Origin of the sequence: Streptomyces sp. NPDC091377 (genome assembly GCF_044757045.1) — a bacterium.
Taxonomy (GTDB): Bacteria; Actinomycetota; Actinomycetes; order Streptomycetales; family Streptomycetaceae; genus Streptomyces.
The window spans coordinates 64,315-89,807 of record NZ_JBIVUE010000023.1 but is presented as its reverse complement, the minus strand read 5'-3'; the positions used below and the strand labels follow the sequence as shown (position 1 = coordinate 89,807).

At 69.0% G+C, this 25,493-nt stretch carries 27 protein-coding genes and 1 pseudogene; 12 read left to right on the top strand and 16 right to left on the bottom strand.

Annotation, left to right across the window (positions count from 1 at the left end; translation table 11 throughout):
- Window positions 1-85 precede the first annotated feature (85 nt).
- Window positions 86-601: a hypothetical protein gene (locus tag ACIQNG_RS34170; protein ID WP_401490531.1), complete on the bottom strand. Its 516-nt coding sequence runs from the start codon at window positions 599-601 to the stop codon at window positions 86-88.
- 340 nt (window positions 602-941) lie between these two features.
- Between ACIQNG_RS34170 and ACIQNG_RS34165 the strand changes: the two genes are divergently transcribed.
- From ACIQNG_RS34165 to ACIQNG_RS34145, 5 genes are all read left to right on the top strand, one after another.
- Window positions 942-2,288 carry a hypothetical protein gene (locus tag ACIQNG_RS34165; protein WP_401490529.1) on the top strand — a complete coding sequence of 449 codons (1,347 nt, stop codon included), beginning with the start codon at window positions 942-944 and terminating at the stop codon, window positions 2,286-2,288.
- A gap of 24 nt (window positions 2,289-2,312) precedes the next feature.
- Window positions 2,313-2,858 carry a GNAT family N-acetyltransferase gene (locus tag ACIQNG_RS34160; RefSeq protein WP_401490527.1) on the top strand — a complete coding sequence of 182 codons (546 nt, stop codon included), beginning with the start codon at window positions 2,313-2,315 and terminating at the stop codon, window positions 2,856-2,858.
- 120 nt (window positions 2,859-2,978) lie between these two features.
- Complete coding sequence (locus ACIQNG_RS34155; RefSeq protein ID WP_401490525.1) at window positions 2,979-3,455, top strand: hypothetical protein; 477 nt, start codon at window positions 2,979-2,981, stop codon at window positions 3,453-3,455.
- Between the two features lie 462 nt (window positions 3,456-3,917).
- Entirely contained in the window at window positions 3,918-4,712 is a 795-nt protein-coding gene (locus tag ACIQNG_RS34150; protein ID WP_401490523.1) for an aminotransferase class IV, read from the top strand.
- Window positions 4,713-4,721: 9 nt separating this feature from the next.
- Entirely contained in the window at window positions 4,722-5,642 is a 921-nt protein-coding gene (locus ACIQNG_RS34145; RefSeq protein WP_401490521.1) for an SUMF1/EgtB/PvdO family nonheme iron enzyme, read from the top strand.
- A gap of 98 nt (window positions 5,643-5,740) precedes the next feature.
- On the opposite strand, the gene ACIQNG_RS34140 is transcribed toward ACIQNG_RS34145, so the two are convergent.
- Window positions 5,741-5,878 carry a DUF5999 family protein gene (locus ACIQNG_RS34140; RefSeq protein WP_401490575.1) on the bottom strand — a complete coding sequence of 46 codons (138 nt, stop codon included), beginning with the start codon at window positions 5,876-5,878 and terminating at the stop codon, window positions 5,741-5,743.
- Here ACIQNG_RS34140 and ACIQNG_RS34135 point away from each other — a divergent pair.
- Window positions 5,814-5,969, top strand: coding sequence for a hypothetical protein (locus ACIQNG_RS34135; RefSeq protein WP_401490579.1), 156 nt, complete (start codon window positions 5,814-5,816; stop codon window positions 5,967-5,969). The two genes, ACIQNG_RS34140 and ACIQNG_RS34135, sit on opposite strands and share 65 nt — an antisense overlap.
- Here ACIQNG_RS34135 and ACIQNG_RS34130 read toward each other — a convergent pair.
- The 3 genes from ACIQNG_RS34130 to ACIQNG_RS34120 are packed head-to-tail and all read right to left on the bottom strand — an operon-like array spanning window position 5,950 to window position 7,622.
- Window positions 5,950-6,429, bottom strand: coding sequence for a hypothetical protein (locus tag ACIQNG_RS34130; protein WP_401490519.1), 480 nt, complete (start codon window positions 6,427-6,429; stop codon window positions 5,950-5,952). The two genes, ACIQNG_RS34135 and ACIQNG_RS34130, sit on opposite strands and share 20 nt — an antisense overlap.
- A 60-nt stretch (window positions 6,430-6,489) precedes the next feature.
- Window positions 6,490-7,299: an ATP-binding protein gene (locus ACIQNG_RS34125; RefSeq protein ID WP_401490517.1), complete on the bottom strand. Its 810-nt coding sequence runs from the start codon at window positions 7,297-7,299 to the stop codon at window positions 6,490-6,492.
- Window positions 7,296-7,622 (bottom strand): hypothetical protein, encoded by a 327-nt coding sequence (locus ACIQNG_RS34120; RefSeq protein WP_401490515.1) that lies wholly within the window; start codon window positions 7,620-7,622, stop codon window positions 7,296-7,298. The genes ACIQNG_RS34125 and ACIQNG_RS34120 overlap by 4 nt, the downstream gene beginning before the upstream one ends.
- Window positions 7,623-8,390: 768 nt before the next feature.
- Between ACIQNG_RS34120 and ACIQNG_RS34115 the strand changes: the two genes are divergently transcribed.
- A complete protein-coding gene (locus tag ACIQNG_RS34115; RefSeq protein ID WP_401490513.1) occupies window positions 8,391-9,287 on the top strand; it encodes an aldo/keto reductase in 897 nt (298 codons plus the stop codon).
- A gap of 158 nt (window positions 9,288-9,445) precedes the next feature.
- Here the strand turns inward: ACIQNG_RS34115 and ACIQNG_RS34110 are convergent, their stop codons facing one another.
- Entirely contained in the window at window positions 9,446-10,357 is a 912-nt protein-coding gene (locus ACIQNG_RS34110; RefSeq protein WP_401490511.1) for an aminoglycoside phosphotransferase family protein, read from the bottom strand.
- Between the two features lie 53 nt (window positions 10,358-10,410).
- Window positions 10,411-11,748, bottom strand: coding sequence for a hypothetical protein (locus ACIQNG_RS34105; RefSeq protein WP_401490510.1), 1,338 nt, complete (start codon window positions 11,746-11,748; stop codon window positions 10,411-10,413).
- 203 nt (window positions 11,749-11,951) lie between these two features.
- On the opposite strand from ACIQNG_RS34105, the gene ACIQNG_RS34100 reads away from it, so the two are divergent.
- From ACIQNG_RS34100 to ACIQNG_RS34085, 4 genes are all read left to right on the top strand, one after another.
- Window positions 11,952-12,842, top strand: coding sequence for a helix-turn-helix domain-containing protein (locus tag ACIQNG_RS34100; RefSeq protein ID WP_401490508.1), 891 nt, complete (start codon window positions 11,952-11,954; stop codon window positions 12,840-12,842).
- Window positions 12,839-13,081 carry a DUF397 domain-containing protein gene (locus tag ACIQNG_RS34095; RefSeq protein WP_401490506.1) on the top strand — a complete coding sequence of 81 codons (243 nt, stop codon included), beginning with the start codon at window positions 12,839-12,841 and terminating at the stop codon, window positions 13,079-13,081. Before ACIQNG_RS34100 ends, ACIQNG_RS34095 begins: the two co-directional genes overlap by 4 nt.
- A gap of 136 nt (window positions 13,082-13,217) precedes the next feature.
- Window positions 13,218-14,486 carry an XRE family transcriptional regulator gene (locus ACIQNG_RS34090; protein WP_401490504.1) on the top strand — a complete coding sequence of 423 codons (1,269 nt, stop codon included), beginning with the start codon at window positions 13,218-13,220 and terminating at the stop codon, window positions 14,484-14,486.
- Window positions 14,483-15,040, top strand: coding sequence for a hypothetical protein (locus tag ACIQNG_RS34085; RefSeq protein WP_401490502.1), 558 nt, complete (start codon window positions 14,483-14,485; stop codon window positions 15,038-15,040). Before ACIQNG_RS34090 ends, ACIQNG_RS34085 begins: the two co-directional genes overlap by 4 nt.
- 253 nt (window positions 15,041-15,293) lie before the next feature.
- On the opposite strand, the gene ACIQNG_RS34080 is transcribed toward ACIQNG_RS34085, so the two are convergent.
- The 6 genes from ACIQNG_RS34080 to ACIQNG_RS34055 all read right to left on the bottom strand — a co-directional run bounded on the left by ACIQNG_RS34080 (window position 15,294) and on the right by ACIQNG_RS34055 (window position 23,091).
- Window positions 15,294-15,908, bottom strand: coding sequence for a hypothetical protein (locus ACIQNG_RS34080; protein ID WP_401490500.1), 615 nt, complete (start codon window positions 15,906-15,908; stop codon window positions 15,294-15,296).
- A gap of 178 nt (window positions 15,909-16,086) precedes the next feature.
- Window positions 16,087-16,956: a phosphotransferase enzyme family protein gene (locus ACIQNG_RS34075; protein WP_401490574.1), complete on the bottom strand. Its 870-nt coding sequence runs from the start codon at window positions 16,954-16,956 to the stop codon at window positions 16,087-16,089.
- A 78-nt stretch (window positions 16,957-17,034) separates the two neighbouring features.
- Entirely contained in the window at window positions 17,035-17,463 is a 429-nt protein-coding gene (locus tag ACIQNG_RS34070; RefSeq protein WP_401490498.1) for a hypothetical protein, read from the bottom strand.
- Window positions 17,460-19,598, bottom strand: a complete 2,139-nt coding sequence (locus ACIQNG_RS34065) for an integrase SAM domain protein (RefSeq protein WP_401490496.1) — start codon at window positions 19,596-19,598, stop codon at window positions 17,460-17,462. Before ACIQNG_RS34065 ends, ACIQNG_RS34070 begins: the two co-directional genes overlap by 4 nt.
- Window positions 19,598-21,388, bottom strand: coding sequence for a hypothetical protein (locus ACIQNG_RS34060; RefSeq protein WP_401490494.1), 1,791 nt, complete (start codon window positions 21,386-21,388; stop codon window positions 19,598-19,600). The genes ACIQNG_RS34065 and ACIQNG_RS34060 overlap by 1 nt, the downstream gene beginning before the upstream one ends.
- Before the next feature lie 92 nt (window positions 21,389-21,480).
- Window positions 21,481-23,091: a site-specific integrase gene (locus tag ACIQNG_RS34055; RefSeq protein ID WP_401490572.1), complete on the bottom strand. Its 1,611-nt coding sequence runs from the start codon at window positions 23,089-23,091 to the stop codon at window positions 21,481-21,483.
- 71 nt (window positions 23,092-23,162) lie between these two features.
- On the opposite strand from ACIQNG_RS34055, the pseudogene ACIQNG_RS34050 reads away from it, so the two are divergent.
- Window positions 23,163-23,498 (top strand): annotated as a pseudogene (locus tag ACIQNG_RS34050) (aminoglycoside phosphotransferase family protein); the annotation flags it as partial.
- 736 nt (window positions 23,499-24,234) lie between these two features.
- Here ACIQNG_RS34050 and ACIQNG_RS34045 read toward each other — a convergent pair.
- Genes ACIQNG_RS34045 through ACIQNG_RS34035 form a run of 3 tightly spaced genes read right to left on the bottom strand, consistent with a single transcriptional unit; the run spans window position 24,235 to window position 25,265 of the window.
- Complete coding sequence (locus ACIQNG_RS34045; RefSeq protein WP_401490492.1) at window positions 24,235-24,480, bottom strand: hypothetical protein; 246 nt, start codon at window positions 24,478-24,480, stop codon at window positions 24,235-24,237.
- Window positions 24,477-24,731 carry a hypothetical protein gene (locus ACIQNG_RS34040; RefSeq protein WP_401490490.1) on the bottom strand — a complete coding sequence of 85 codons (255 nt, stop codon included), beginning with the start codon at window positions 24,729-24,731 and terminating at the stop codon, window positions 24,477-24,479. The genes ACIQNG_RS34045 and ACIQNG_RS34040 overlap by 4 nt, the downstream gene beginning before the upstream one ends.
- Window positions 24,732-24,782: 51 nt before the next feature.
- Window positions 24,783-25,265 carry a hypothetical protein gene (locus ACIQNG_RS34035; RefSeq protein ID WP_401490488.1) on the bottom strand — a complete coding sequence of 161 codons (483 nt, stop codon included), beginning with the start codon at window positions 25,263-25,265 and terminating at the stop codon, window positions 24,783-24,785.
- Between the last annotated feature and the right edge of the window lie 228 nt (window positions 25,266-25,493).

Sequence of the window (25,493 nt, the reverse complement as noted above, 5' to 3'; positions counted from 1 at the left end):
CGCGACTGCCGGACCCATGACCCGGGGGGAGCCAGCGGGACCGGAGCCGACGGCTCCCGGACGGCCGTCCGAGGGCCGGGCACCGTCACGGGCCGCGGCCGGCGCTCCCCTGCGACACGGCGTCCGCGAGGAAGGGACGGAGCACCGCTCCGTCCGGCAGCACGGCGGGCGACCTGCGCAACGGCTGCCAGGGAGGCGTGTCCCACGACACGCCCCCGGTCGGCGGCAGGGGGAGCAGATCCGCGCCGGCCGCCACCCGCACGCCGTCCAGGGCGGGCGCGGAGCCCTGACGCACCAGCAGCGTCAGACCGTCCGGACCCAGCAGTATCGGCACCGGCTCCGCACCGTGCTGGAAGACCGGATGCCCCTCCAGCGCCCGGGCGACCCGGCCGACCGCTCCCGCAGGCACGGTCACCGCATCGACACCGGCAGCCGCACACGATGTGCTGATCACCGTCCCCGGGTCCCGGTCCAGCAGCCGCAGCGCCAGCCCGGCCGTCACCTCGGCCCCGCCCGCCAGGAGCGGCCAGCCGAGAACGGCGGTATAAGCCGCCAGCAGCCCGGCGGGATCGCTGGAGCGGGGAGGCCAGGGGGAGCCCATGTGAATCACGTCCTTGTGACCGGTCAGTCGAAAGTGGGGGCAGGGTCACGCGGTCGTTGCAACGCCAGGGCCACGAGCCGCCGCCCAGGTGGTCGGCTTCCCGAAGGCGTGCACGTTCCGCACGGGAGGTGAGAAGGTTCGCAACCAGCCGAGAGGCAGAACCACCCTCATTCCGCCCCCGGAAACATGCATGAGAGTGACCCGTTTCCCCGTTCCTCCTCCGGAGTCCCTCCGGAAACGGAGTCAAGGTTCCAACTCGGCCGCAGGGCGGGAACATTGACTGCCGGGAAGTCCTGACGTCGCCCCGGCGCAGGGAAGACCGACAGGAAGGGGCAGCCGGATGAGTACCTTCTTCCGCTACTTGCTTGACCAGGGCGAACTCGGTGATCACCGGGCGTTCCTCGCCGCCTTCCGGAAGGCGGCGCGTGAACTGGCCGACCTTGAGGACGATCCGCCCCTGCGGAACCTGGAACCGGCCCTGACCACGTTCGAGGGCTGGTACTACGGACGGCGCCAGCCGCAACGCGACGCCAGAAGAGTGCTCAGGCACTGGCTCGGACACAGTGTCGAGGTCCTCTGGAGCCCGGCCGAGTCCGTTCTCGCGCAACAGCACGAGAACTCCCCCGTGGATGACCGTGCCGAAAGAGGCCCGGTCCTGGACGAGATGAGAAGGACGGCAGTCATGGCCGCAGAACGCGCAGCAGACTTCGCCATGGGAACGGAGCACGGGCAGATCGGCCCGGAGACTCTCGCCATCGTGGCCGACAAGGTCGCCGCGATAGTCGAGGACTACCCGCGGGTTCCACTGTCCGCCATCTGGGAGGACATGGCCGCGACACAGGACCAGGTCTTCCGCCTGCTCGACGGCGGCCGGATCCAGCCCTCCCAGGGCCGCGACCTCGGGGTCCTGGCCACGATCCTGTCCTTCCACATGGCCAAGGGCTGCAACGACATGGGCGACCCCCGTCTGGCCATGACCCAGGCCCGCGCCGCCGGCGTGGCAGCCCAGTGGGCCGAACACACCGGACTCATCGGCATCACCCTGGAACTCAAGTCCCTGATCTCCTACTGGTCGAACCAGGCAGGACAAGCCCTCCACTACGCACGTCAGGGTGCCGCCCGGTGCGCAGACTCCCGGGGGACCGTCACCGTCTGGCTCGCCGCGCTGGAAGCCCGCGCAGCCGCACTCCTGGGGGACGAGGAATCCGCGACCGCCGCCCTCATCCGCGCCACCGACCTGCGCCAGCGCGTCGAACCCGACGACCTCGACCGCCTCGGCGGACTCCTGACCTTCCCCGAAGCCAAACAGACCTACTACACCGTCGAGACCCGCGTACTCCTCAACCACCGCGGCGCCGAAGTCGTCGCCCTCGCCGAGGAAGCCGCCCGGGCCTTCACCAACCCCGACACGGCACACTGGGCCTTCGGCGACCAGGCCGGAGCCCAGTGCAACCTCGCACTGACCCGCCTCAACAGCGACCAGCTCGACGGCGCCGCAGAAGCCGTACGCCCCGTCCTGGACCTCGAACCCACCCGGCGCAACCTCGGCATCGTCGTCTCCGCCGGACGCGTGGCATCCGCCCTCACCCACAGCCCGGCCCACAGCGCCCGCGCGGCCAGAGAACTCCGCCAGGAGATCGAGGCATACAGCTCCACCGCCCCCTCCCGCCCGGCACTGGCACGCTGACCTGAACCGGTAGAGTTCCCGCCCATGTACCCGGTCAGCCGCACCAGCGAGCGCCTCGCCCTGCGCGAACTGCACACCGACGACACCGACGACGTCCTGGCGATCTACGGAAACCCGCAGGCGACAGAACACCTCTCCTTCACACCACGGAGCAGGCAGGAAGTCACGGACATCGTCACCCGCTCCATCGCCTCGGCCCGAGCCGAACCGCGCGCCGAGTACGCCCTCGCCGTCACCACCCGCAGCGAGGACCGGCTGATCGGCTGCACCCGACTCGCCCTCGACCCCCACCAGCAACGCGCCGCCACCATCGGCTTCGCCCTGCGCCCCGACACCTGGGGCACCGGATACGGAACCGAGACCGTCCGGCTCCTGCTCACCCTCGCCTTCCACGACCTGGCTCTCCACCGCGTGTGGGGAGCCCGCTCGCCCCTCAACCACACATCCGCCCGCACCATGGAACGCGCCGGGATGCTCGAAGAAGGACTCATCCGCGAACACATCAACAAGAACGGCATCTGGCGTGACTCGGTCGTCCACGCCATCCTCGAACGGGAATGGACGCCCTGACCCCGCCCAGAACCGGCTGACGCGGCTCCGCGGCACAACGCCCCGTCCCTCCGCTGCGTCACCACCCCGTGACGCCGATGACCGGGCGGCTCCCGCGACACCGCAGACAAGGAACCGCCCATGCGTGTCGGCATCACCGGTCACCGCGGACTGCCCGACCCCGTCGCACACGAGGTGCACCGCCTCCTGACGGAGAAGGCCAAGGCGTACGGGCCGTCGTCCCAACTCGTCGCGGTAAGCTGCCTCGCGGACGGCCCCGACGCCTGGTGGGCGGACATCGTTCTCGACGCCGGCGGCACCCTGGAGGCCGTGGTCCCGGCCGAGGAGTACCGGTCCGGGCTGCCCGACTGGCACCACCCGCACTACGACACCCTCCTGGCCCGGGCCGACCGCGTCCATCACACCGGGCTGACCGGGTCCACCGCGCAGGCCCACCAGACGGGGAGCGAGATCCTCGTCGACCGCAGCGACGAACTGGTCGCGGTCTGGGACGGGCTGCCCGCCCGCGGCTTCGGAGGCACCGCCGACGTCGTCACCTACGCCCGCCGCACCGGCACGCCCGTCACCGTGCTGTGGCCCGACGGAGCCAGCCGCTGACACCGCCGCGCAGAAGGGCACAGCCGGAGCGTTCATGTCGCCGCCCTTGCCGCGGCGCAGATCCTGTGGGGCGGTGCAGGCCGCCAGCAGTCCGGCGGAATCGCTGGCGAGGGGAGGCCAGGTCATGTGCATCAGATCCTCGTGACCGGAACTGGACTGGTGTGTTCGGAGATGGGACCCGTACGCCGGACCGGAACCGACGCGAGCGGGACGCGATCCGGGCGGAGCGGGAGAGCCGGTAACGGAGGAGGCGTCATGGATGCGACGTCCTCCTTCGTGCGCGTGGGGGAGCCGGACCGGGACCCCTGCGGGCAGCGCGAGCGCGAGGGTCCCGCGCGTCACAGGGCGTGCCCCGGCAGTGACCAGCAGACACCGAAGTGACTGCTGAAGGGAAGGAAGTCCTGATGAAGTTGACCCGTCAGTAACCGGGCTGAGAGTGCCGCGCGGCAGGAGCCTGGTGACATGCTGGACGCCATGACCACGCTCAACGAACAGGCCGCGACCGCCGAGGACTTGCTTCCCCTGGCGCTCACCTCGTACGGACACTTCACATCCATGAGGGCCGACGCCGAGGGCCGGATCCGCGGCCTCTCCCTCCACCTGGAACGGCTCGTACGGGACAGCGAGAGGGTCTTCGGCACCCCGGTGGACCCAGCCCGGGTACGCGAACTCGTCGCCCACGCACTGGAGGAGAACAGGGGGCCCTGCGTCGTACGGGTCACCAACTACGACCCCGCTGTGGGCCTGGCACGCCCCGCCGACGCCGACAGCCCCCAGCTCCTCGTCACCGTCCGTGCGGCCGGCGACCTGTCCCCGCCCCCGCTCACCGTCCAGAGCATCCCCTACGAACGCGATCTGCCCCGGGTCAAGCACTGCGGCCTCTTCGGCGCCCTCCACGCACGCCGCACCGCCCAGCTCAACGGCTTCGAGGACGCCCTCTTCGTGGGAGCCGACGGCCTCGTGTCCGAGGGCGGGACCTGGAACGCCGGATTCATCGACGCGGCCGGCACCGTCGTGTGGCCCCAGGCCCCGGTACTGCCCGGCGTCACCATGGCCCTGCTCCAGCAGCACACCGATTTCACCGTCGCCCCCGTCACACCCGATCAGGCCAGGAACATGGCGTCCGGGTTCGCCACCAACACCTCCATCGGCGTCCGCGCCCTCGCGGCCATCGACAACAGCCCCCTGGACACCGGGCACCCCACGCTCACCGAACTGCGCGACACCTACCTCCGGATCCCCGGCGAAACCCTGTAGGGGACGGCCATGGGAGCCAACCGCTGGACCGGCAGCGAAGTCGCCCTGCTGCGGCAGGCCCTGCGCAAGACCGTCCGCGACTTCGCCGCCCTCGTACCCGTCAGCGCACGCCAGCTCACCACCTGGGAGAACCGCCGCGCGTCCATCAGCCTGCGCCCCGGCAACCAGGAAGCCCTCGACACCCTGCTCGCCCGCTCCGGGACCGCCGCCCAGGAACGCTTCGCCGCCCTGCTGACCGAACGGGCCGCGGCAGCCCACGACGCACGTACCGAACAGCTCCTCAGCCAGCTCCCGCGCACCGTCCCACACCCGGGGGACGGCAAACTCATGGTGGCCGTGGAAGAGGGCATCTTCTTCTCCGGGCCCGCAGACCAGCCGGTGTGGCTGGAGGCATTCCTCATCGACGTCTACCCGACGACGAACCGGGACTACGCACGCTTCGTCCTGGCCACCGGGCACCCGCCGCCGCGGCACTGGCCGGAGGGAAGGTGCCCCGCCGCCCGGGCCGATCACCCCGTGGTGTGGGTGACTTGGCACGACGCCAACGCGTACGCGAGCTGGGCCGGAAAGTCGCTGCCCACAGTCCGCCAGTGGGAGAAGGCCGCGCGGGGAACGAAAGGACGCCACTACCCGTGGGGAATCGAACCCACGGCCGCCAAGTGCAATGTCGCCGAAGCCGGGATAGGCGCCACGACCCCGGTCACGCGCTACCAGTCCGGCGTGAGCCCCTACGGCGCCTTCGACCTCTGCGGCAACTGCTGGGAATGGTGCTCCACCGAGGAAGTCCCGCAGTCCACACCTCGCCGCTACGAGCTGAAAGGGTCCGCCTTCACATCCCCCTTCGAACGCGCGCTCCCCTCGCTCAGGAACGCGGCCAACGCCGGTATGCGTGACAACGACACGTCCTTCCGCTGCGTCAGCAACCCGTGATGCCACAGGCTCACCGGCCTCAGCCCGACGGCAGCCCGCCGCATCGGCACCCCTGTCACCGTGCTGCGGCGGTAGCCCCCCTGCCACAGCCGGAGCGTTCACGTCGCCACCTCCGCCGCGGCGCAGGCCTTGTGGGGCGGGGTGAGGCGGCCGTCGGGCAGGAGGCATCCCGTGTCCTCGAAGGACACCACCCCGTTGCACAGCAGTGCCCATCCCTGGACCGGCTGGGAGCACACCGTGCGTGCCGACTGGCGGTCCGGGGCGGACGGGTCCGGGCACTGCGGCGTGTGCCCGCACATCCGCCCGGTCACCGGACCCACCCCGTGACCGCCGCGCGGCACCCCGCCCGCAGCGCATCGGGCGCCGGGCGGGCCAGGACCGCGAGCTCCCGGACCCTCTCCGCGGCCCGCACCACCGCGATCAGCGCGCCCAGGCCCTGTCCGGACCGGGCCTGGGCGAGCAGCACCTCCGCCCGGACGGCGACCTGGCGGGCCCGGTCCGTGTGCGGGCCCTGCTCGGCGAGCGGCAGCAGCACACGGACGTGGCGGCCGAGTGCCCGGCGCTGGCGGGCCAGGCCCCGCCCGGTGCAGGACAGGCGGCGACCGGGGTCGAGGATCCGCGCGGTGCGGGCCATCGCCCGGCGGACGGCGCGGTCCGCCCCGGCGGGCGTCGTGGCCGCCGCGGGCAGGGAGACGACGAAGGGGAACGGGGCCGGGCGGACCGATGCGGGCCCGGGCCCGGGCGGGGCGGCGGGCATCGGCGGCGGGAGAAGAGCGAGCGGCGACATGCGGGAATCCCAACGGGTTCGGCGAAGCGGGTTCGGAGCGGATGTGACCGGTGCTGCCGACTACGGCGCCGCGGCGGGAGCGGGCTCGCCCCAGTGAGGGACGTACATCCACACGCGCTTCCCGGGGCGGCTGAGGAAGCGGGTGCAGCCCCAGCGGCCGGTCAAGGAGTCGACCAGGCGCATCCCCCGCCCGCTGCTCTCGCAGTCTCCGGGGGACCGAAGACGCGGCGGATCGGCGCAGGTGTCGTCCACCGCGACACGGAGCACCCGCGGGCCGTGCTCAAGGGTGAGCGTGACCAGGTCACCGGGGCGCGAGCCGTGGACGACGGCATTGGTGACGAGTTCAGACACGGCGACCACCAGCAGATCCAGGTCGTCCCCCAGTACCTGGTCCCACGGGTTGAGGAACCGGTGGGCCAGACGCCGCGCATCGCGGACGTGGATCTCCAGCGCCGGGAACACGGCACAGCACATCCCAGGGGAAGCCGTGCGCTCCGGTTCCCCGGAACCTGCCGCGGGCGGTTGGGGAACGGCCCACTTCCGCAGCCAGTCGCAGGTCTCCCACGAGGCCGGCTCCAGGGCCTGGACCCGCCCGGCGTCCAGCGGGCTCGGGCCCGGGGCGCCGTGATCTGGGCGGTATCCCAGATCCGCCCGTGAGCGGACGACGAGGGTGCTGGCCCCGCTCTCCAGCAGGGGCGCGACCGCGGCCCAGCCCCGGCGTCCGTCCAGCCTGCTTCCCCGGGGCGCGGAGTCGGCGACCGACGCCCGTACCGTCAATCCCCGCGCCCGGGCGGACCGGGCCAGTCTGTCGGCAGCCGCTATCGACGCGGCGGCGTCCGGCTCGCAGGCATACACGATCGCGGTGGTCATGACAGACCCTCCGTAAGCGGGCGGTACGAACACTGCCCGGCGCTGCGGCCCAGGGCGTGCCCGCAAGGGCTGCGGCGGTGCGTGGGCGGATCGGCGGGCAGTCTGAGCCCCCGGGTGAGTACCCGGCCGTCCGGCAGGACCAGCGGGCGGCGGGCGTCCAACAGTGTGGAGCGCGCCGTGGTGCTGGCGAGCGACGCCCGCACTGTCAGCTTCCGGGTCTTTGCCGCCTGCGCCAGTCCGTCGACGGCCGCCACCGACGCAGCCTCGTTCGACTTGCAGGTGTACACGATCGCGGTCGGTACGTCTCTGGGTGCGGTGGTCATGAAGGACCTCCAGAAACGAAGTCTGCGGTGTGTGCGGCAGCGGGCGGCGAACTCCGCAGCGCAGTGACACTGCGGAGATCTGTGGCGTTGATGCTGCGGAACTTCTGCGCAGCGATGTGGCCCGGTCCGGGGAGGTGTCATCGGGCCGGTCGCGGATGCCTGGACGAGTGTGATCACCATGTCGTTCGGGGTGAGGGTCATGGCGGCCTCCGACCAGGCGAATTGGCTGAACGCGACACGGCGGGGAACCAGCGAGGGCTGAAAGGGCCCGGAGATGGTCAGCGATTTGATGAACTGGTTCGTCGCCGGGAACAGCGTTGCGCAGGAAGGCGGGAAGTGGGGCTGCCATCTCGCGTCATCTCGCGTCATCTTCGCGATCGGAGATGACGCGAGATGACGTGGGATGACGGTGCTGCAGTCGCGTGAGATGCGGGACGGTGGGGCGGGAGCAGACGGTCACCTGGCGCTGCCGGAGGGTGCCGACCTCGTCGAGTGATCGGCAGAGGCCGCATACGGAGACTCGGTGCGGCGTCCGTGATGACGTATGTCTCGGCCCAGGGCGGGAGGAGGGAGACTCGGGCATGAGGATGTCAGAGGGAGCCGAATGTGGTGTGGCGATCGCCGGCTCGGTCGCGGACGCTGTGTCCGGGCAGCGGGCAATGAAGGAAGCTGGCTGGACGGCTCCTGTCCGTTCCGCGTTCGGCGGTCGGCCTCTTGGCGGCTGATGCGCCGAGCCCGCAGGCTCCGGCGCGGGTACTCCGTGTCGGAGTGCACTGCCGCGACCGATCACACGGGGCCGGACTTCTGGACGACCGGACCTTTGCCGCAAGGATCACCCGGGCCATGGGGGCCGGTGTCACCTTTCTGGACACATCCGACGCCTACGGACTGGGCCGGTCCGAGCGTCTTCTCGGACGTCTGCTGGCCGACCACCCCGACCGTCCCGTGCGGGTGAGCAGCAAGGTCGGCCGGGTCCGGGGCACCGCCGCTCATCCGTACGCCGGGAGACGGGTCTCACTTCAGTTGCAGCAGACACTGGACAACCTGGGCCTGGAACGCCTGGCCGTCTACACCCTCGAATCGACGGACTTCGGCGAGGACGACCGTTACCTCGTGCCGGTGGTGGAGCAGTTGCGGACGCTGCGGGAGCTCGGCTACATCGGTGCGATCGGTCTGCGCGTGGTCGACGGTCGTCAGGGGCCCTGCGCTGAGGCCGTGGCCCGTGCCCGGCGGATGCTGTTTCTCCTTCAGCTCATCCGGCCCGATGTGATCTGGACCGAATTCGATGCACTGTTGCCGGCCAGGGCATTCAGTCCCGACGGCCGGGACCTGCTGTCGTTCGCAGCGGAGGAAGGGATGGCGGTGTTCCTGGCGGTCTCAACTGGTGCGAGGCTGCCGGCGGATGCGGCTGGGCCGGAATCGCGAGCGCTGGCCGCCCTCCGGCGCAGTCTGGGCGAGCGAGCGGGGAGGCTGCTCCTTCGGTACGTCGTGCGGCAGGCCGACTGTACTGCCCTCGCGGGCATGAAGGCCGACACCGAGGAACTGCGGCGGCTCATGGAGACGCCCTTGCCCCCCGAGGATCTCGCACGGGTTGCTGACGCGTACGGGCTGGTGCGCCGGATGCTGGCGGTGCCCGGAGTTGCAAGGCCGAATGGCCTGGTGTGAGGCCGCCACTGCCGCAGTGGCCGACGTGCTGGTCACGGACTCACATGTCGGGCACCGTCCCGCCGCGGGGCTCCTGGGCGTGCTGGGATACGCGGCCTGTGGACTGCTGCGGTGAGTGGCCCGGCAGCGTGTGGCTGACGCTGCCGGTAGGCGGATCTTCAGGTGGAGGCGGGTGAGGTCCAGCGGGTGAGGGCGTCGCCGTCGGCGAGCATGCTGAGGCGGCTGGCGAGTTCAGCGCGGGCGAAGTCGCTGCGGTGGGCGTTGCGGATGTAAGGACTGAGGCCGGTGATCTCCCGGGCTGCGATGACAGTGTCCAGGCTGTCCCAGGTACGGATGTCCCATCCGTAGGCGGCGGCGAAGGAATCCGCTTCCGCTGCCGTTGGGCGGCCGAAGCGGCGTCGGGTGTAGTGGATCTGCGCGAGGTCCCATTCGCGCGGGCCGATCGCGGTGTGGTCCCAGTCCGCGAGGATGGGCCCGTCGGGGGTGTGGAGAAGGTTGTTGGGGTGCGCGTCGCCGTGGATCAGGGCCCAGCGCCGGGTGAACGGCAGCAAGGGCCACTGGCGACCGAGGCCGTCCAGCCGGGAGAGTAGCCAGGAGCGGGACGCCGCGGTCATGGCGTCGGGGGCTTGTCGGACGGCAGCGGAGACGTCGTCGAAGGGGTCGTCGAACCAGGGCAGGGGAAAGGGCAGCAGGGGCTGATGGTGGAGGCGGCGCAGGAGATGTCCCAGCGCCGCCCCTGCCTGACCGGCTGGGGGAGTGGCGGGTACGAAGTGCCACAAGGAGACGACGGAGCCGTCGACGACCAAGGGCTGGTCGATCCCGCTGACCGGTATCACGCAGGGGAAGCCCTGGTCGGCGAGCCACCCGGTGACGCGCACCGACTGCGTGATGCGGTCCAGGGCGTCGGGAGCCGACGCTATGCGCACGACCCAGCCGGGGACGGGCAGCGCGATGACCGCGTTGGAGTGCTGATGCAGTATCCGGGCCCCGGTCATGTCGACGGAGAGACGCTCTGCGAGGCGGGTGACCACGCTCATGGTCCGCGTTTCGGCGTTCGGATCGTTAGACACACGCCGAGTGTCCCTGACCCGCTGCTGCCTCGCGACGATCCCCTCGGCAGTCCTCAGATAGCGGGAACGGAAGCGGAAACCAGCACGCGGCCCGCGACCTCGTACAGATCCTTCACCGCAGGCACTTCCCGGAACGGGGCCGCAGCATCGAGCACGTCCTGCAGACGGCGCTGGACCCGCCGGGAGGAGACCGACGGTGCCAGATAAGCCAGCTCGGTCCCCACCACGCACCCCTGCTCCACCTCCCCGGCCTGCAGATACCCGACCGCCTGGACCGACAGGGAGAAGGCCAGCAGCCGTGTGTAGCCGTTGACACCGGTACCGCGGAGCTCCATCGCCTCGGCCTCCGCCGCGACCGCCTCAGTGCCCATCGACAGGTTCCGGTAGCAGTGGCCTTCCTCGTCCCGCAGATAAGCCAGGTCGTAGATCCCCGCCCATGCGGGCTCACCCGAGCCGTCAGCCTGTTCCAGCAGTCCGCGTACCTGGCACAGCAGACCCTGTGTTGCGGCCCGGTCGCCCGTCAGAGAGGTGGCCAGCGCGGCCTTGCCCATGACGAAGGCGCGCGCTTTGCCCGGTGAGCGCGCCACCATGCCAGCGGCTCCCTGCGTATAGCTCAGAGCCGTCGGCACGTCCTGCGCCCAGACGGCTTTGAGTCCTCGCATGGCCAGGACCCATCCGACGAGCGTGGAGTCCCCGGCCTCCTCCGCAGCCGACAATGCAAAAGCCAGGAAATGACCTGACTGGCGCAGGTCACCGGTGTCGAAATGCATCCAGCCCACACGGACACCGAACTCGGCCGCCGCGCGGAACAGTTCCTGGCGGACCGGATCGCTCATCGGCAGATGCAGCCGGGGCTGGACCACCCGGCGCAGATAGCCGGTCGCGTACTCGCGGGCGTGCCCGCCGCCGAACTGATGGTCCGACGACGTGAGCGCGGCCAGGGTGGCGCGGATTACCTCGACATCCCGCGGACCCGGTCGCCCGCCCGCCGCGGGCAGCAGTTCCTGTCCCCCGGGCATGGCTCGGCCGCCCCAGAGGTGCGGCGGAGCATCGGCACGGGCTGGAGTGGGCGCCCCGCTCGGGCCCGAGGCCGAAGGATGCCCGCTCGCGCAGCCGGCAGCGGACTGCGCTGGCAGCGCGAAAAGCTGCTCCACCGGAATCCCGAAAAGGTGCTCAAGAATGATCCGGGGCTCGTGACGCGGCTTCACCTTCAGATCTCCGCTCAGCCACCGCTCGAACGTGCGCCGCAGGACAAACGCCCCACGCAGCGTCTCCAAGCCGGGCCGACGTGCGAGGTCCCCCGCCGCCTTGCGGTAGTGCTCTGCGAAGACGTCCGGCGACGTCCAGCCCCGAGCCGTCACCAGCTCACGGAACGGCGTCGGACGGGACATCGCTCCTCCTTGAACCGCAGCCCCCGGCTTTGCCCGGGCGCCGGGCCACCATGTGCCACAGGAGGCGACAGGGACATCACCCACCGTCATCCCAGGATGCTCCCGCGTCAGCCTCATTGGCAAGCCGAAAGGAGCAATCTGCGCCGCAGATTGCTCCTTTGACTGGTTGTCGGCCACCCGCAGCACCGTGCACACTGGTGCCCATGCCGCAGACCACCGCACCCACGGCCTCCCTGCCTGGACATCAAGTCGGCGCCCTGCTAAAGGAGTTGCGCGAAGGGACCGGCGACAGCCTCGCCCAGGTCTGCGACTACCTGAACACCCGGAACATCGGATGCGACACCGGCACTCTCAGTCGCATCGAGAACGGCAGGCGGCGCATCAACGCCGAGACCGCCACCGCACTCCTGGACCGCTACGGCGCCGACCCAGACGAAAGAAATCAGGTCCTCGACCTGATCAGCGTCGACACCACCCGACGCCGGCGCCCCGGCCTGTGGCGCAGGCACAGCGCCCTCATCTCCGGCATGCAGTTCGAACCGTTCCTCACCCTCGAACGCAAAGCCGACTGGATCACCACATACCAGACCGACCTGATCCCCGGCCTGCTGCAGACCCGCGACTACGCCCGCCAGGTCCTGGCACTCCTGCGCCCCAACCTGACCGCAGGCGACCTCGAGGGCCTGGCGGACCTGCGGATGAGCCGACAGAAGTCTTTCGCCCAGGGCCGGCAGCGGATCCGGGCACTGATCTGCCAGCGAGCCCTCACCCGCTCGGTCGGCGACCCCGCCGTCATGCACGAGCAACTGCAGCATCTCCTGTACACCGCAGGATCCCCACGCCATGACGTGCGGATCCTGCCCTACACCTCGCTGATCCACCCAGGGGCCACCGGCCCGTTCGTCATCCTCGGATTCGACGAGACCACCCCCGACCTCGTCTGCGTGGAAACCATGACCCACTCGGTGTACTTCGAAGGCGAAGCCGACGTCCGGGCCTACACCGAAGCGTTCTCCGGACTCTGGGACCGGGCCCTTGCGCCCGGCGACCCCACCATCGGCCTCGAAGAAATGATCAAGGAGCAGCACCCGTGAACCCGCACCACCCCGACCCGGCCCGTCTCGACCTCTCCCGCGTCGAATGGACCGTCTCCTCGTACAGCGGAGGCGGAGGCGACTGCGTCCGCGTCGGAGCTATCAACGGACACACTCTCATCGGCGACACCAAGGACCCCGACCGGCTCCCGAACATCTTCACTCCCCAAGCAGCACGCGCCTTCTTCCGAGGCGTCAAGAGCGGGAAGTTCAACTACCACCCGGATCAGCCCGGCTGAACTCAGGGCAGCCGCTGACAACGACGGCACGAACGCCCCTCGGATGCCCTTGGCCAGCGCCCCCAATGGACGCCCGCGTCTGCCGGGGCGTCGAACTCCGCGCCGAGCACGCGGCTTATCGTCTGCGGCCCTTGGGATGAAGGTCCAGCTCAGCGGCACCATGGTCGAACGGATCGAGAAGAACGAACGAACCTGCACCACCGAACTCGCCCGCAGGCTCGATCAGGCTCTGGACGCCGGCGGGGCGCTGATCCACATCTGGGAACGGGTCCAGGCGGAAGCGGACAGCCCCCGTGATGCGGACAAGTCCGCATCACCCACCCCGGACCCCGGATCGGGCACGCCCGCAGCGGGAACACTCCGCAGGAACACCGACGATGGGAGCAAACCGCCCGTGATACGTCGCAGATTCCTCGCCGGCGGCATGGCCGCAGCAGCCCCGGCCGCGCTGCCCTGCCCCGACATCCCCGCCGCAGGCACCACGCCACTTCCGAAGAGCATCCGCCCCCAGGACATCGACCAGATCCGCGCCGCATCCACGGCCCTCGCCCAATGGGACAACCTCTACGGAGGCGGCGGAATGGTACGAGAAGCCTTCATCGGACACCTCCGCTGGGCCAACGACCTCCTCACCGTCCCGTGCCCTGCACATCTCCACAACACCCTCTTCACCGCCGTCGGCCAGCTCGCCATCACCATGGGCGCCTCGGCCTTCGACGCCTACGACCACCCCACCGCAACCCGTCTCCTCTCCTTCGGCACCCGCTGCGCCGAAGAAGCCGCAAACTGGCATCTCCGGGCCGTCGGCTGCAACTGGCAGGCCCGCCAGGCCATCTGGACCGGCACCCCCGACGAAGGGCTCACGCACGCGGAACAGGGCCTCGTCCGCGCCGAACGCCTCACCCCCCGCGAACAGGCCATGCTCCACAACGCCCGCGCCCACGCCAAAATGGGCCACCACCAGGAAGCCCTCACCGCCATCGCGACCTCCGACGAGATCTTCTCCTACGCCCGCCCCGGCGAAGACGGCCCCTGGATGACCTACTACGACCACGCCCAGCACCACGGCGACACCGGCCACGCCGCCTTCGACCTCGCCCTCACCAACCCCCGCACCGTCCGCACCGCCGCCCAACGCCTCCATACCGCAGTCCAGCACCACACCGACAGCTACCTCCGCTCCCGCGCACTGTCCGGCACCAAACTCGCCACCCTCCTCATGACCACCGGCGACCCCCACCACGCCACCGCCACCGCCCACCGCGCCCTCGACGAAGCCGGCCGCCTCCGCTCCCAACGCGCCCTCGACGACCTCCGCGCCCTCGGCCGCTCCACCCACCCTTACCGACACCACCCCGACATCACAGAACTCCGCCACCGCATCACCACCCTCATCACCCCATGACCACCCACACCGAACCCAGCCGCGCCCTGCTCCACGAACTGACTGCCCAGGCAGGACTCTCCGCAACCGGCGCCCGGCCGATCCGCCTCGCCGAGAACGCCCTGTGGCGCCTGCCCGAAGGAATCGTCGTCCGGATCGCCCGCCCGGGACAGGAACACGCCGCAGCCCGCGAGATCACCGTCACCCGCTGGCTCACCACCGTCGGCTTCCCCGCAGTCAGACCCCTCGCCATCGACCAGCCGGTCCACGCCGCAGGCCGCACCGCCACCTTCTGGCACGAACTGCCCCCACACCACCACGGCACCACCAGCGACCTCGCCCCGCTCCTACGACGACTGCACGACCTGCCCGTACCACCGGACGTGGCGCAGGTACTCGGACACACCGACCCCTTCGTCCGGCTCACCGAACGCATCAACGCCGCACCCCACCTTGACCAGACCGCACGCGGCTTCCTGCTCGAACGCGCCACGGACCTCCGCGCACAATGGGACACCCTCGACCTCTCCACAGACACCCGGACCGTTCACGGAGACGCCTGCCCCTTTCACTAGGCAAGTGGGTTGTCGGAAGTGGGTGTGTCGGGTCGGCAGCGGAACCAGGGACTCGGCCATCGACACGCCGTTCTGAAGGAGACGCCGGAGCAGATTGGTATGGGTGCCAGCTGCATGCCGGTGTGCCGGGCGACGCTTGAAGCCTGCAGTGATGCCCCGTCTCGCCAGCCTTCGTATCGTCCTGGAGACGTCCCCACTTGCCCAGATATAAACGGTCGCTATGGCGCGGTCCATATCTGGCCCGGGCAAGTGCTCAGGGAATTACAGTCACGCTGGCGCCAGCGTGCCTGAAGGCCTCCACTGCCGTGAAGCCGCTAGTTCTTGACGCGCTGTAGGTATGCGCAGGGGCAGCGTCCTTATCGAAGGTGATTTGACCGCCGAACACGTCTGTCACCGTCACGCGGTAGGCGTCAATCTCTTCCTCTGAGGTGATACCGGGAACGAGATGGACTATGAATCCCATCATCGGTGCGCCATGGTGGATTGGACGTGGCGGCCAGTCCACCAGGTGCTGCTGATCTAGCGAGATATCGTTGTTGCCGATCCGGATTTCCACCGGAGATGACTGCCAGTTCTGAATGCGAGTCCCTGGAATCCACTGTTCAGCTCGTTTGGCTTCCAGCTCGAATCGTAGCGGGTGTACTGGGTGAACCGAAGAGTTGGTCAGCAAGATATGGAGACCAACGATACGTCCAGAAGGAAGATCAGGGATGATTGAACTGAATCCGTTGCTCCAAGCGAAGGTGACTGAGCCCTTGAGCTTGGGGCGGGGGCGAACGGCCCTCCATGCAGCAAAGGCTGAACCGATCGAGATCAGTGCGGCAAAGATCGCTACGACGAGACTGGAAACTTCCATTTCGTACTCCATGAGGTCGTCATGCGCCGACTCGGTGGGCGCTCTCTGTGCAATTTCGGCACAGGCGCGCTGGGCTGGTGATCTTAACGCTTTGAGTGTGGTAGCCGTACGTCAGCTGTGCTGGACCCGGCTCTGGTTGCAAAACTGTTGGGCGCCGTACTGAAGGACGCCTCAACGTTTGGTGGTGCTGTCATGGTGAAGCGGTCCACGTCCATGGTCTAGGGCCGCGGCGACCACGCAGGCAATCGGCGCGCAATTGAGCTTCACTGGTAAACCGTGTTTGCTCGGTGGCGAGCTGTGCCAGATAGCTCATCATGCGGAGTTCGCGAATGTCTCGGAGTAGTGGATAACCAGGCCACTCGGTGACGTCGAATCCATAAGTGTCGACGAACGCGTGGTAGTCGTTCTCGCCGATCATATTGAAGGACGTGTACTTGATGGCGGTGGAGACCAGGTCCCACTCGGGGCGTCCGATGGAGAACCGTTCGAGGTCGAGGAGTCGCACCATTCCGTCGTCCGACACGGCAAGATTCCCGCTCCACAGGTCGCCGTGAACGGCTGTCTCGCTCAGCCCTGCCGGCAGCCCGTCCGCCCACCGGCCTTCGAGGGACGCAAGGTGTCTGAGCAGCCATTCCCGGTCGTCGGGTATGAGGGCTGTCGCTGTGCTCAGTCGTTCCCGGAGGCGTACGAAGGGAGCCAGGCGGCCAAAGCTCCGGGCGTCGGGAACCGGGAGGTCATGGAGTTGTCGCAGGATGGTGGCGGTTTCGACAGGGGTGCCTGGGCGGTGCGGTGGCAGCTCCTTCCAGAAGGTCACCGGTCGGCTCTCGACCAGCAACGGCTGCTCCAATGGGAGGGCTTCGACCGTTGCCACTCCGTTCTCGGCGAGCCAACGAGCGACGTGTATCTCCCGTGCTGCGGCCTCGTGCTGGCCGACTCGGGCAATGCGTACGACGACGCTTCCCGGTAGCCGATAGATCGTATTCTCGCCCTGCCAGAGCACTTCGGCATCCGTCGCATCGATGCCGAGTTGGCCGCAGGCTGTCTTGAGGATCTCGGCCATGGTGTCCACGGGTCGAGCTTGGCACATCCGATCGCACACCGTGGCCCGCGGGCGAGACCGCCAAGGTGTCTGCAGGGGTCAGCGCCGTGGGCTGCGGGAGCGAGGCAGTTGCCTCACCTCGTACGCGGAGTCGCTTTCCTCACGGACTTGTTGCAGTTCCAGGGAGAGCTCGGCGGCGATGCGGCTCAGTGCTTTGCTCCGTTCGCGCTCGACGGTCAGTTCCGCCTTGAGCGCCGCCACCTGTTCCTTGAGCGCGGTGTTCTGCTCGGCGGTTTCGCGTACGACGTCGGGGGTGACGGACTGGTTGCGTGCGCGGGCCTGGAACTCCTCGACCAGGGATTTGTGGTCGCCGTAGACGACGTCTCGACGCAGTCCGCACTCGGTGATCAACTCGGTTCCGGTGAGTTTCCCGGTCTTCGATCTCAGCGGGGTGCCGGCCAAAAGCCGCGCGGCAGCGGCCTGGATGGTGGCGCGCTCGGCCTCCAGGTCACGTGTCCTTCGGGTCATACGACCTTGGCCTCCACATCGCCGGAGGGCCGGGTTGCCTCATGCCGGTCGATGACCTGCTGTGCGGCCCTGGCCTGCGCGGCTGCCCGGTCGCGACGCGGGCGGGGTGCGAGTGCGTCCGACGCCGTCGCTTCGTAGTCCGCGAGCTCCCGGTGAAGCTGCATGATGTCGCGGTCGGTGTAGGCGAGATTGAGGCACGAGGTCCGGCAGAACGACTCGTCCGGGCCGCTGCCGGCGGGGAGCCCCAACGTGACCTTCTCCATGCGGCACTCAGCGGTCTCCGCGCGGTGCACGCATGTCATGCCCTCGCCATGATGGATGTCCGGATCCGCCTGGTGCAGCAGCCGCTCGACACTGCGGATGCTGCTCACTATGCGTCCGGAGAACTTCGCGACCCGGCCCAACCGCGTCCGGTACTCGGCTGCGGACGGGCCGCTGACATGCTCGCCGTCCTCCGCGAGTGTGCAGTCGTCATCGATCTGCTCGAGCACCACCTCCAGTTTCTCCACGGCGAGATCCTCCATCCACGACGTGTCGCCTTCGCCCGCGTAATTGAGCGTGACCTTGGTGGATATGTGCGCGTACTGCAACGCGGCAGCGATGAGTCCTCGGGGGCGGCGCACGATGAAGTACGCCAGGGTCCTTCTGAATCGCGATCCAAGCAGCTTCTTCGACGGGTCCGGCGGGATCAGCGGCTGCTCACCGGGGGTGGCGAAGGTGTCGTTGATCCACGCAACCATGGACTCTATGCCGTCGTTCATCTGGTTCGATCGCTGGGCGAATCCGACAGAGCGAGGATTGTTCGTGAGCAGCTCGGCGGGGAAGAGCAGGTCAGCGTCGTGGAGCGACTCAAGCAGGGCGATGGCCTCGTGGACAGGCTGGACCGTGACCCACGGCTGGCTCGGCTTCGCGGCAGCCTCTGTGTCGGCTCCGGTGTCCGGGGTTCGGTCGCTTCCTTTGCCGGGGCGTCCGCGGATGAGGAGTTCGCCGCTGTTCTCGTCCGTGTCCCGGCAGCCTCTGCGTAGCGTCAGGACTTCCCCGGGGCGAGTTCCTGTCAGGTAGCAGATCACCACAAAGCAAGCCGCCATTGCGTGTCGGACCAGCCGAGGCAGCTCGGCGACCGTGATTTCCCGGTCGCGCCAGGGAACGTCGTTGACGAGGCCCGTGACCGTCCCGATGAAGCAGTCGTCGGCAATGGGCAGCCCGAGCCGGGCCGCGACGGCCTTGGCCTGTCCACCGAGATGATCAGTCCGGCGTCGCGGTTCGAGCCCCAGGTGGGAGTCGCTGATTTCCCCGGGCTGCTTCTTCGGGTTGCCGGGAAGTGCGACACCAGACCGGGCCGCGGCCTGTGCGAAGAGCTGTAGGCGTTCCCGGGGCGGTAGGTCTCGGTACGGCTCTTGGCTGGGGTGGACTCCGGCCTCCAATGCCTGGAAGTAGCGCCAGGCATCTCGGATGTCGGGCCCCATGTCCTCAACGATCCGCAATGCCCAGTCCAGCAGCGGCTGCATCGTCGACTCGGCGATCCTCGGGGTTGCGTTGAAGCGGCCGGGGGCCGGGCGTTCGGCGAGCTGCGAGACCGGGATGCCCTTCCACGGGTCATTGGTTGAGAGGCGGCAGACATCCGGCAGGAACTCCGCATAGGCCCACAGAGCACGGACCGCGCCGAGGAGCTGGCGCCGGACTTCCGGACTCGCGGAAGTGGCACGGACATGGTCGAGGTAGTCCTCCAGGACCTGGTCGTCCGCCTCGCTCAGCCGCTCGACACCGCGGTGGTCCAGCCAGACGGCGAAGGCCCGCAGGCGCATGAACCACAACCGCACGGTTCCCGGACCAGCCCGATCAATCGTCTTGTGGCCGGTGATCGCGACGGGGTACGGGTGGTCGAGAGCCGCGAGGACGAAGGTTCTGAACTGGTTCGCTGAGGTGGTCGGATAGGTGGTCCACCACAGGTTGATCGACTGGGCGTGCGCGTCGGGGTGCGCCGGTGTCAGGGGCCAGACATCGTCGTCGAAGCGGGCCATGCGCGTGCCTGCGGAGGTTCGGCGAACCCGCCGGCTGCGCAGGACGACCGTGTCGCCGAGCGGCCATCCGTCGTCCTCGACCCGGACGGCGACGGTCATGTTGGTGCGGGACATCATCGAAGATCAAGCCTTCCCATGGCGAGGTCGTCGACCAGCTGCCGCTGCGGACCGGTCAGGTTCCGGCGGGCCTGCTCCTGCTCCGCAGTGCTGTAGTGGCTCACGACATCGCACAGTTGGTCCAGCGGGCGCTCGAAGCGGACACGCCACACGTCAGGGTCCATGTGAGACCGCAGGGCCGCGAGCCGGTCGCGCAGCTCGATCTGTACGGGGAGCTGATGCGGTAGCGCCCGTGCGTTCTCGCAGTCCAAGCAGGCCAGGAAGGAGGCGTTGCACGGCTTGCCAGGGGGTGTGTGGGGGCCTGCTCGGTGGTCGGTGCAGGCGGTGGCTGCGGTGTCGTTCCGGCCGTCGATCATCTGCCGGAGGACCTCGGGCGGCACATCTGCCTCGGCGGCCGCGGTCACCAAGTCCGTCCGGGCCTTGGCGACCAGGGCGGCGGATACCACGGGAATCACGCGTCGCGCGCGGGCCTTGGTCACCTCCGTACGCAGTGCCTCGCCGACGATGGTCCGGCTCTCACGCTGCACCTCCGGGCTGCGCTTGAGGTAGTAGTCGTTCATCGTGCGCCGGGTGTGCGCGGCCGGGCGGCGGGTGTGCTCGATGCCTGGCTGCCGGATGCGTCCGGCCTCCACGGGTGGCGGCCCGCCCGCGAGGCTCTGACCGGTGGGGAAACCGTGACGGACCGCCCATTTTCCAATGTAGGACGCCCGCACGCCCTGGGCCCACCGGTCTGCCGCACTCTTGCGCATCGGAATGAGCCCGCTGAGCGCCAGTGTGTGCTCGCCGTGATGGCGTGACGTCTCGCTCAGTTCCAGCAACAGCCGGTAGACCCGCAACGGCGAGCGGAACAACGGGAGATCATCGCCCGGGTCCTGCAGCAGGGGGCCGAGACCCGAAGGAAGATCCTCCAGCGGCGTCACCATGTGCTCGCGGTCCGGACCGCGTCGTGGCTTCACCGACTCGACCAGCGCAATGCCGCCCTCCGCGCCGCCATCGGGTCGGTAGTGCACGGCGGGCCACGCCGCCACCGTGCCGAAGTTTTCCGTGGTCAGCGCGGTCAGCAGCAGACAGAACGCCGTGAGTTCGTCCACCGTCAGACACAGGCGCAGCCCGATCCCGGTCATTCCGCCCCAGCGCGATGCCGCGTGAGTGAGCGCGCCACCGTCGTACCGGGGGAGGTCTCCGGTCCGGTCGAAGTGATCCAGCAATCGCCCGATCTCCAGGTCCTGGCCTGCATCAGTGATCGTCCCGGAGCGAAACCGGTTCAGCAAGGCACGCCCGGCTCGCACCCGGTCTCGAGCCCGTCGGACATCACCTCGCACTTCCGTTATGATCCGCTGCATCTCTTCGTCGGAGTAGGCGAGAACCGCCTCCCGGTCCTCGCTCTCCGGCAGCCGCTCGGCGAACAGCACACGCAGCGACTCCACGGGGAGGTCCGGATCGTCGCGAAGCAGAGATCGCATGCCTTCCAGATAGGTGCGGTGCGCCCGCGTACGTCCGCAGAACTCCCACAGGCCCTGCATATGAGCTGGCGTGATCTCTTTTGGTCCCTGCGGTGACGGGCTGAGACTCGAGACGTACTGGGCCAGACGCACGGCCGACCGGTAGACGCCGGCGGCACCGCCGAGGCGGGTCACGCCCGAGCGTACGGACGTCTTGCGGGTGAACACCCTGGCCAGCCACTGCTGGATCCCGGCCTCGATCTCAACGAGATCGCCCTGCCGGGTCCGTGTGTCGATGAAGTCAAAGATCCGCTCCTGGTCACCGGACTGGCTCAGAAACCGCACCGTGGTGCCCTTGCCGTCCGCGAGCAGCCGCTCGGGCCGCTGCCATCCCTGGGGCGGAAGAGCAGCCCTGCGCCCTCCGCGAGACCCCGCCCTCATGCCGTTGCCACCCGGTTCGCAGCCGGTCCGACCGGCAGCAGAGTCCGGCCGCCAGCCGTGGCGACGGTACGGACCAGAGCATCCACCGCAGTCTGCTCCTCCTCGTCGAGTAGCGACACCAGGTAGTCGACCTGCAGAGAAGTGAACGGCTCAAGGTACACGTCCTTGGTGACCGCAGGGTCGTCGTGGCCCAGCAGCGTGGCAAGCGCGTACCAGACGTCGCCGAACTGTTCACGCAGATCCGCCAGTTCCTGGGTGGTGAAGCCTTCCACCGCCGGCTGCCACACGAGCGACAGCAGAGAGAACCATTTGAGGGCGAAAGAATGCCTGGCCATATGGGGGCGGGCCCACAGAGGACACAACTCCTTGCGGAGCTCGCGCTCCTGTCCCTTGAGCTCCGGAGCGGTCCACTGCACCCACTTCTCGGCGATCCTCGCGTTGGCCGCCTGGAAGGTGTCCTCCCAGCCGTCCGGCTTCTTCGGGATGCCACTCGGGGCCAGCCACAGTGCCAGGGGCTCCAGCCCCTGGGCTGTGCGGCGAAATAACAGGCGCCGCTCGTCGGGGCCGATCGTGTCCAACGGCAGCAGGCTCTCCGGCGTTCCCTCGACGCGCAGCGTACGGGTGCGCGCGTTGTAGCCGGTCACGATCCGCAGGTACGGCAACCGCTGGAATCGGCCCTCACGCTGGGCGCGCCGGATCGCCTCGGTACGTGACCCCTCCAGAGGGTCGCAGTACGCCACGATGTCGCGGAGCACCCGGCGCGGGATGCGGTAGGCGCGTCCCTCCTTCTTCGTCCCCTTGATGCATGACGCTGCCAGCCATGCCTTCGGGAAGTTCCCCGAAGCGCCTACAGGCAGCTCGAGGTCGAGCACGCTCGCCCACTCCTGCAGCCGCAGGCCAGTGCCGTACAGGCCGTCGACGAACACCGCGTCACGGTCCTCGTTCATCCCACGCCAGCCCGGAATCCTCAGCCCATAAAACCCGTAGCCACGCAGGCCGATGTCCCGCCACTGCTCGAAGGCCGCCCGCAGCAGCCACTTCACCTGGCGCCGACGCGCCCCCGTCGGCCGGAAGCCGTCTCGGCCGCGCCGCTGACCATCCGGACCGATCTCCTGCTCCTGACGCTCGTCCTGCTCGGCCGTCGAGACGCTGGGAACGGGATTGACCAGCGCATAGGCCCCCGATGCCCAGGAGTAGAAGGTGTTCAGGGCGGCACGGTCGGTGTCGAAGCTCCCCGGCTGGATGCGTTCGGGATTGCGGACATCGGTCAGACGCCAGTCCTTGAACGCCTCCATGTCCTGCGGTGTGACCTCCGCCCAATCGCGTCCGACCGCGTCGAGGAAGTTGAGCCACACCACCAGCGTCATCGCGTAGCGCCGCCACGTCCTGGGCTTCCGCCCCGTCATGGGACGCACACGGAAGAAGAGGTTCAGGCGAGGATCAGGCAGCACCCCGTGCGGAGGGATGATGATTGGCGTGCCGTGCCGAGCTTTGTTTCGCGCGGCTCGTTCGTGGAGGTCACCGAAGGATGCGAGGTACTCGTCGGGCAGGCTCGGTGCAGGCTTGAGGAAGTCATAGAAGTCCACCCTCCAGCCATCCTCGGTCACGTCGCTCAAGTCCCCTCCGCCGCCATCGAATCCGACAACTTCAGAGAGCCTAGTGAAGGCCGGGCAACACGGCCGCCCTCCCCGACGGCCGCGTCGCCCTCCTCGACTTCGAACGCACAGCGCTCGGTCCACCCCAATGGGACCTGACCTCCACAGCCGTCGCCGCCGACACCTTCGGCACCCTCGCCCCGGCTGCCTACCGGAACTTCGCCGACGCCTACGGCTCCGATGTCCGCACCTGGGACCACTACCCCGTCCTCCGCGGCATCAGGGAACTGCGCCTGGTGAGATTCGCTTTCCAGACTGCCGCTCAGTCGCCCGGTGCACTGCGCGAGGCACGGCACCGGCTCGCTTGCATCAGGGGAGAGAACGGACCACGCCCCTGGAACTGGACGGCCGTCGGCTGACCGCCATGGACACTCAACGACATCCGTGCGACGGCACACCCGCGGCGGGCGATGCGGTCGACCAACTCGCCGACGCACCTCACGCAAGCAAGTGCAGCGCTTTCCCGACTCACGGTCAGTCCCGGAGATGAACGCTGCTCGCGGCGGCACGGTCGAGGGGGTCGAGGGGAGTCCGCTCGTGAGGTCCTCCTGCTCACTGCGGTGACGAGCACGGCCGGCTGCAGGCCGTTCGCGTGCGATGTCATCGTGCCGAAGGTGACGCACCCGCACTCCTTCAGACCGCCAACCGGCCCGACGGCCTGCAGGTTATCCGTCATGTCCTGCAGGCCCAGGATGCCGTCCAGCATTACCACCACGAGGCACTCGGGACAGCGCGCGGCAAGGCGCCACCCACTCGTGGTGACCAGGAGCACTTTCACGTCACCGCTTGGCGTTCACGCAGGCGCACTTGCACAATCCTGAGCGTGAGGGCCGGCTGAGTGTTCCTCCGTGACCTCACCGAGTTCCCGGAGCCTCACCACCGCGACAGGGGCACTGGTCGCAGGCAACGCCACAGCGGTATCCGTCAGACGGACCTCGCAGGGCTCCGGATCAGTGATGCCGTCATTGTGGTCGCTCCACAGGTGTACTTCGCGGTACTTCTCCCACGGCCACCACTGATCCGCTCCACTGCCTCCCCGCGCCACAATCACCAGCCGGACTTAGGCGTCCTGACAGAAGCGACCACGTCCTCCCGTCACGGCGGGGGCACCATCCGCACCACCGTGATCTTCACGACGGTCGCCGCGACGTAGTAGCGGATGAAGACACCGGCGACGGTTGCTTCTCGCCGATCCCTCTCCCCACCCACCGGGCTGGAACCGTGCCCGTACGGATCGTGCCCGAGCGTCGAGGCCATCGCCCTGCGGAAACCGGCCGGCCCCGCGTACTGCTTGAGCGTCGCCTCCGCCACCGGCGCGTAGGCGATGCGATATCCGCTCACACCGCCCCCCGCCCCCGGTTCTCGGCCTCCAGCCGGGCGAACTCGTCCTCGTCCTCCGGATCCGAAGCGAGGTTGAGAACCCAGTGGCGCACCACACTGGCCACGGTCTCCGCCGTCGCCCGCCCCAGCTCCTCCTCGAAGCGGACCAGCTGCTCCTCGGACAGCGCGGCCCGGATCCCGTCCACCGTGTCCGGAACCGCGACCCGCTGCTCGTTGCGGACGGTCCATCTCAAACCGCTGTCCTCGGGCATACGGAAGATCCTCTCCATCCCCACCGGCACGGCACTCGCCGCACCCACCATTCACCCCAGCGTAGGACGCACAGGCTGCCCCGTAGGCGCACGCAGCGGGGGCGCCCGCAGCAACTGCAGCGCGCACGTCATACAGTCGCGCGCCTCCACACCGGGTCTGAGGCGGATTGAGCGAAGGGCGCCGTGGCGGGCGGCGAAGGCGCGGATGCCGGGCAGCTTCTGAGACTGCCGGGTGTAGAGAAGGTCGGTGGTGACCGTGCGCAGGGAGGGGCGTCGGAGTTCTTCCGGCGCGACATGCTCGATGGCGCGGAGGCCGGCGTAGACGCGGCCGGGTCGCCCGATTTTGTGCCACATGAGCGCGCTGTCGGTGTGGTAGTGGGCTTGCCGTTCGGCGGTGGGGAGGCGGGTGGGGGCGATACGTTGGGCGTAGGTGATGCCGTCGTAGGGGGTGCCGAACTGGGTGTGGATGCCGATCCGGTAGAGGCCGACCGTGCGAAATTCGGTGCACCGGCCCCGGCCGATTTGAGGAATCACCCCGACGGTCACCCACCCCGGGCGCCGGTCCCCGTGCCATCGGCGTCGTCAGCCGCGCCGCGCACTCAAGGGTGTTGCCGCCGCCATGGGCCTTCGCCACCGCTGGCCTGCGGTCTGCTGTCTGAAGACGGAGCGGACGTGCCTGCCGCCCGCAGGGGGCGCACGCCCTGGCTGCGTGCTCCCGGCAGTTCCCGTGTGCTGGGCTGACAGGGGTGCACCGTAACCGTC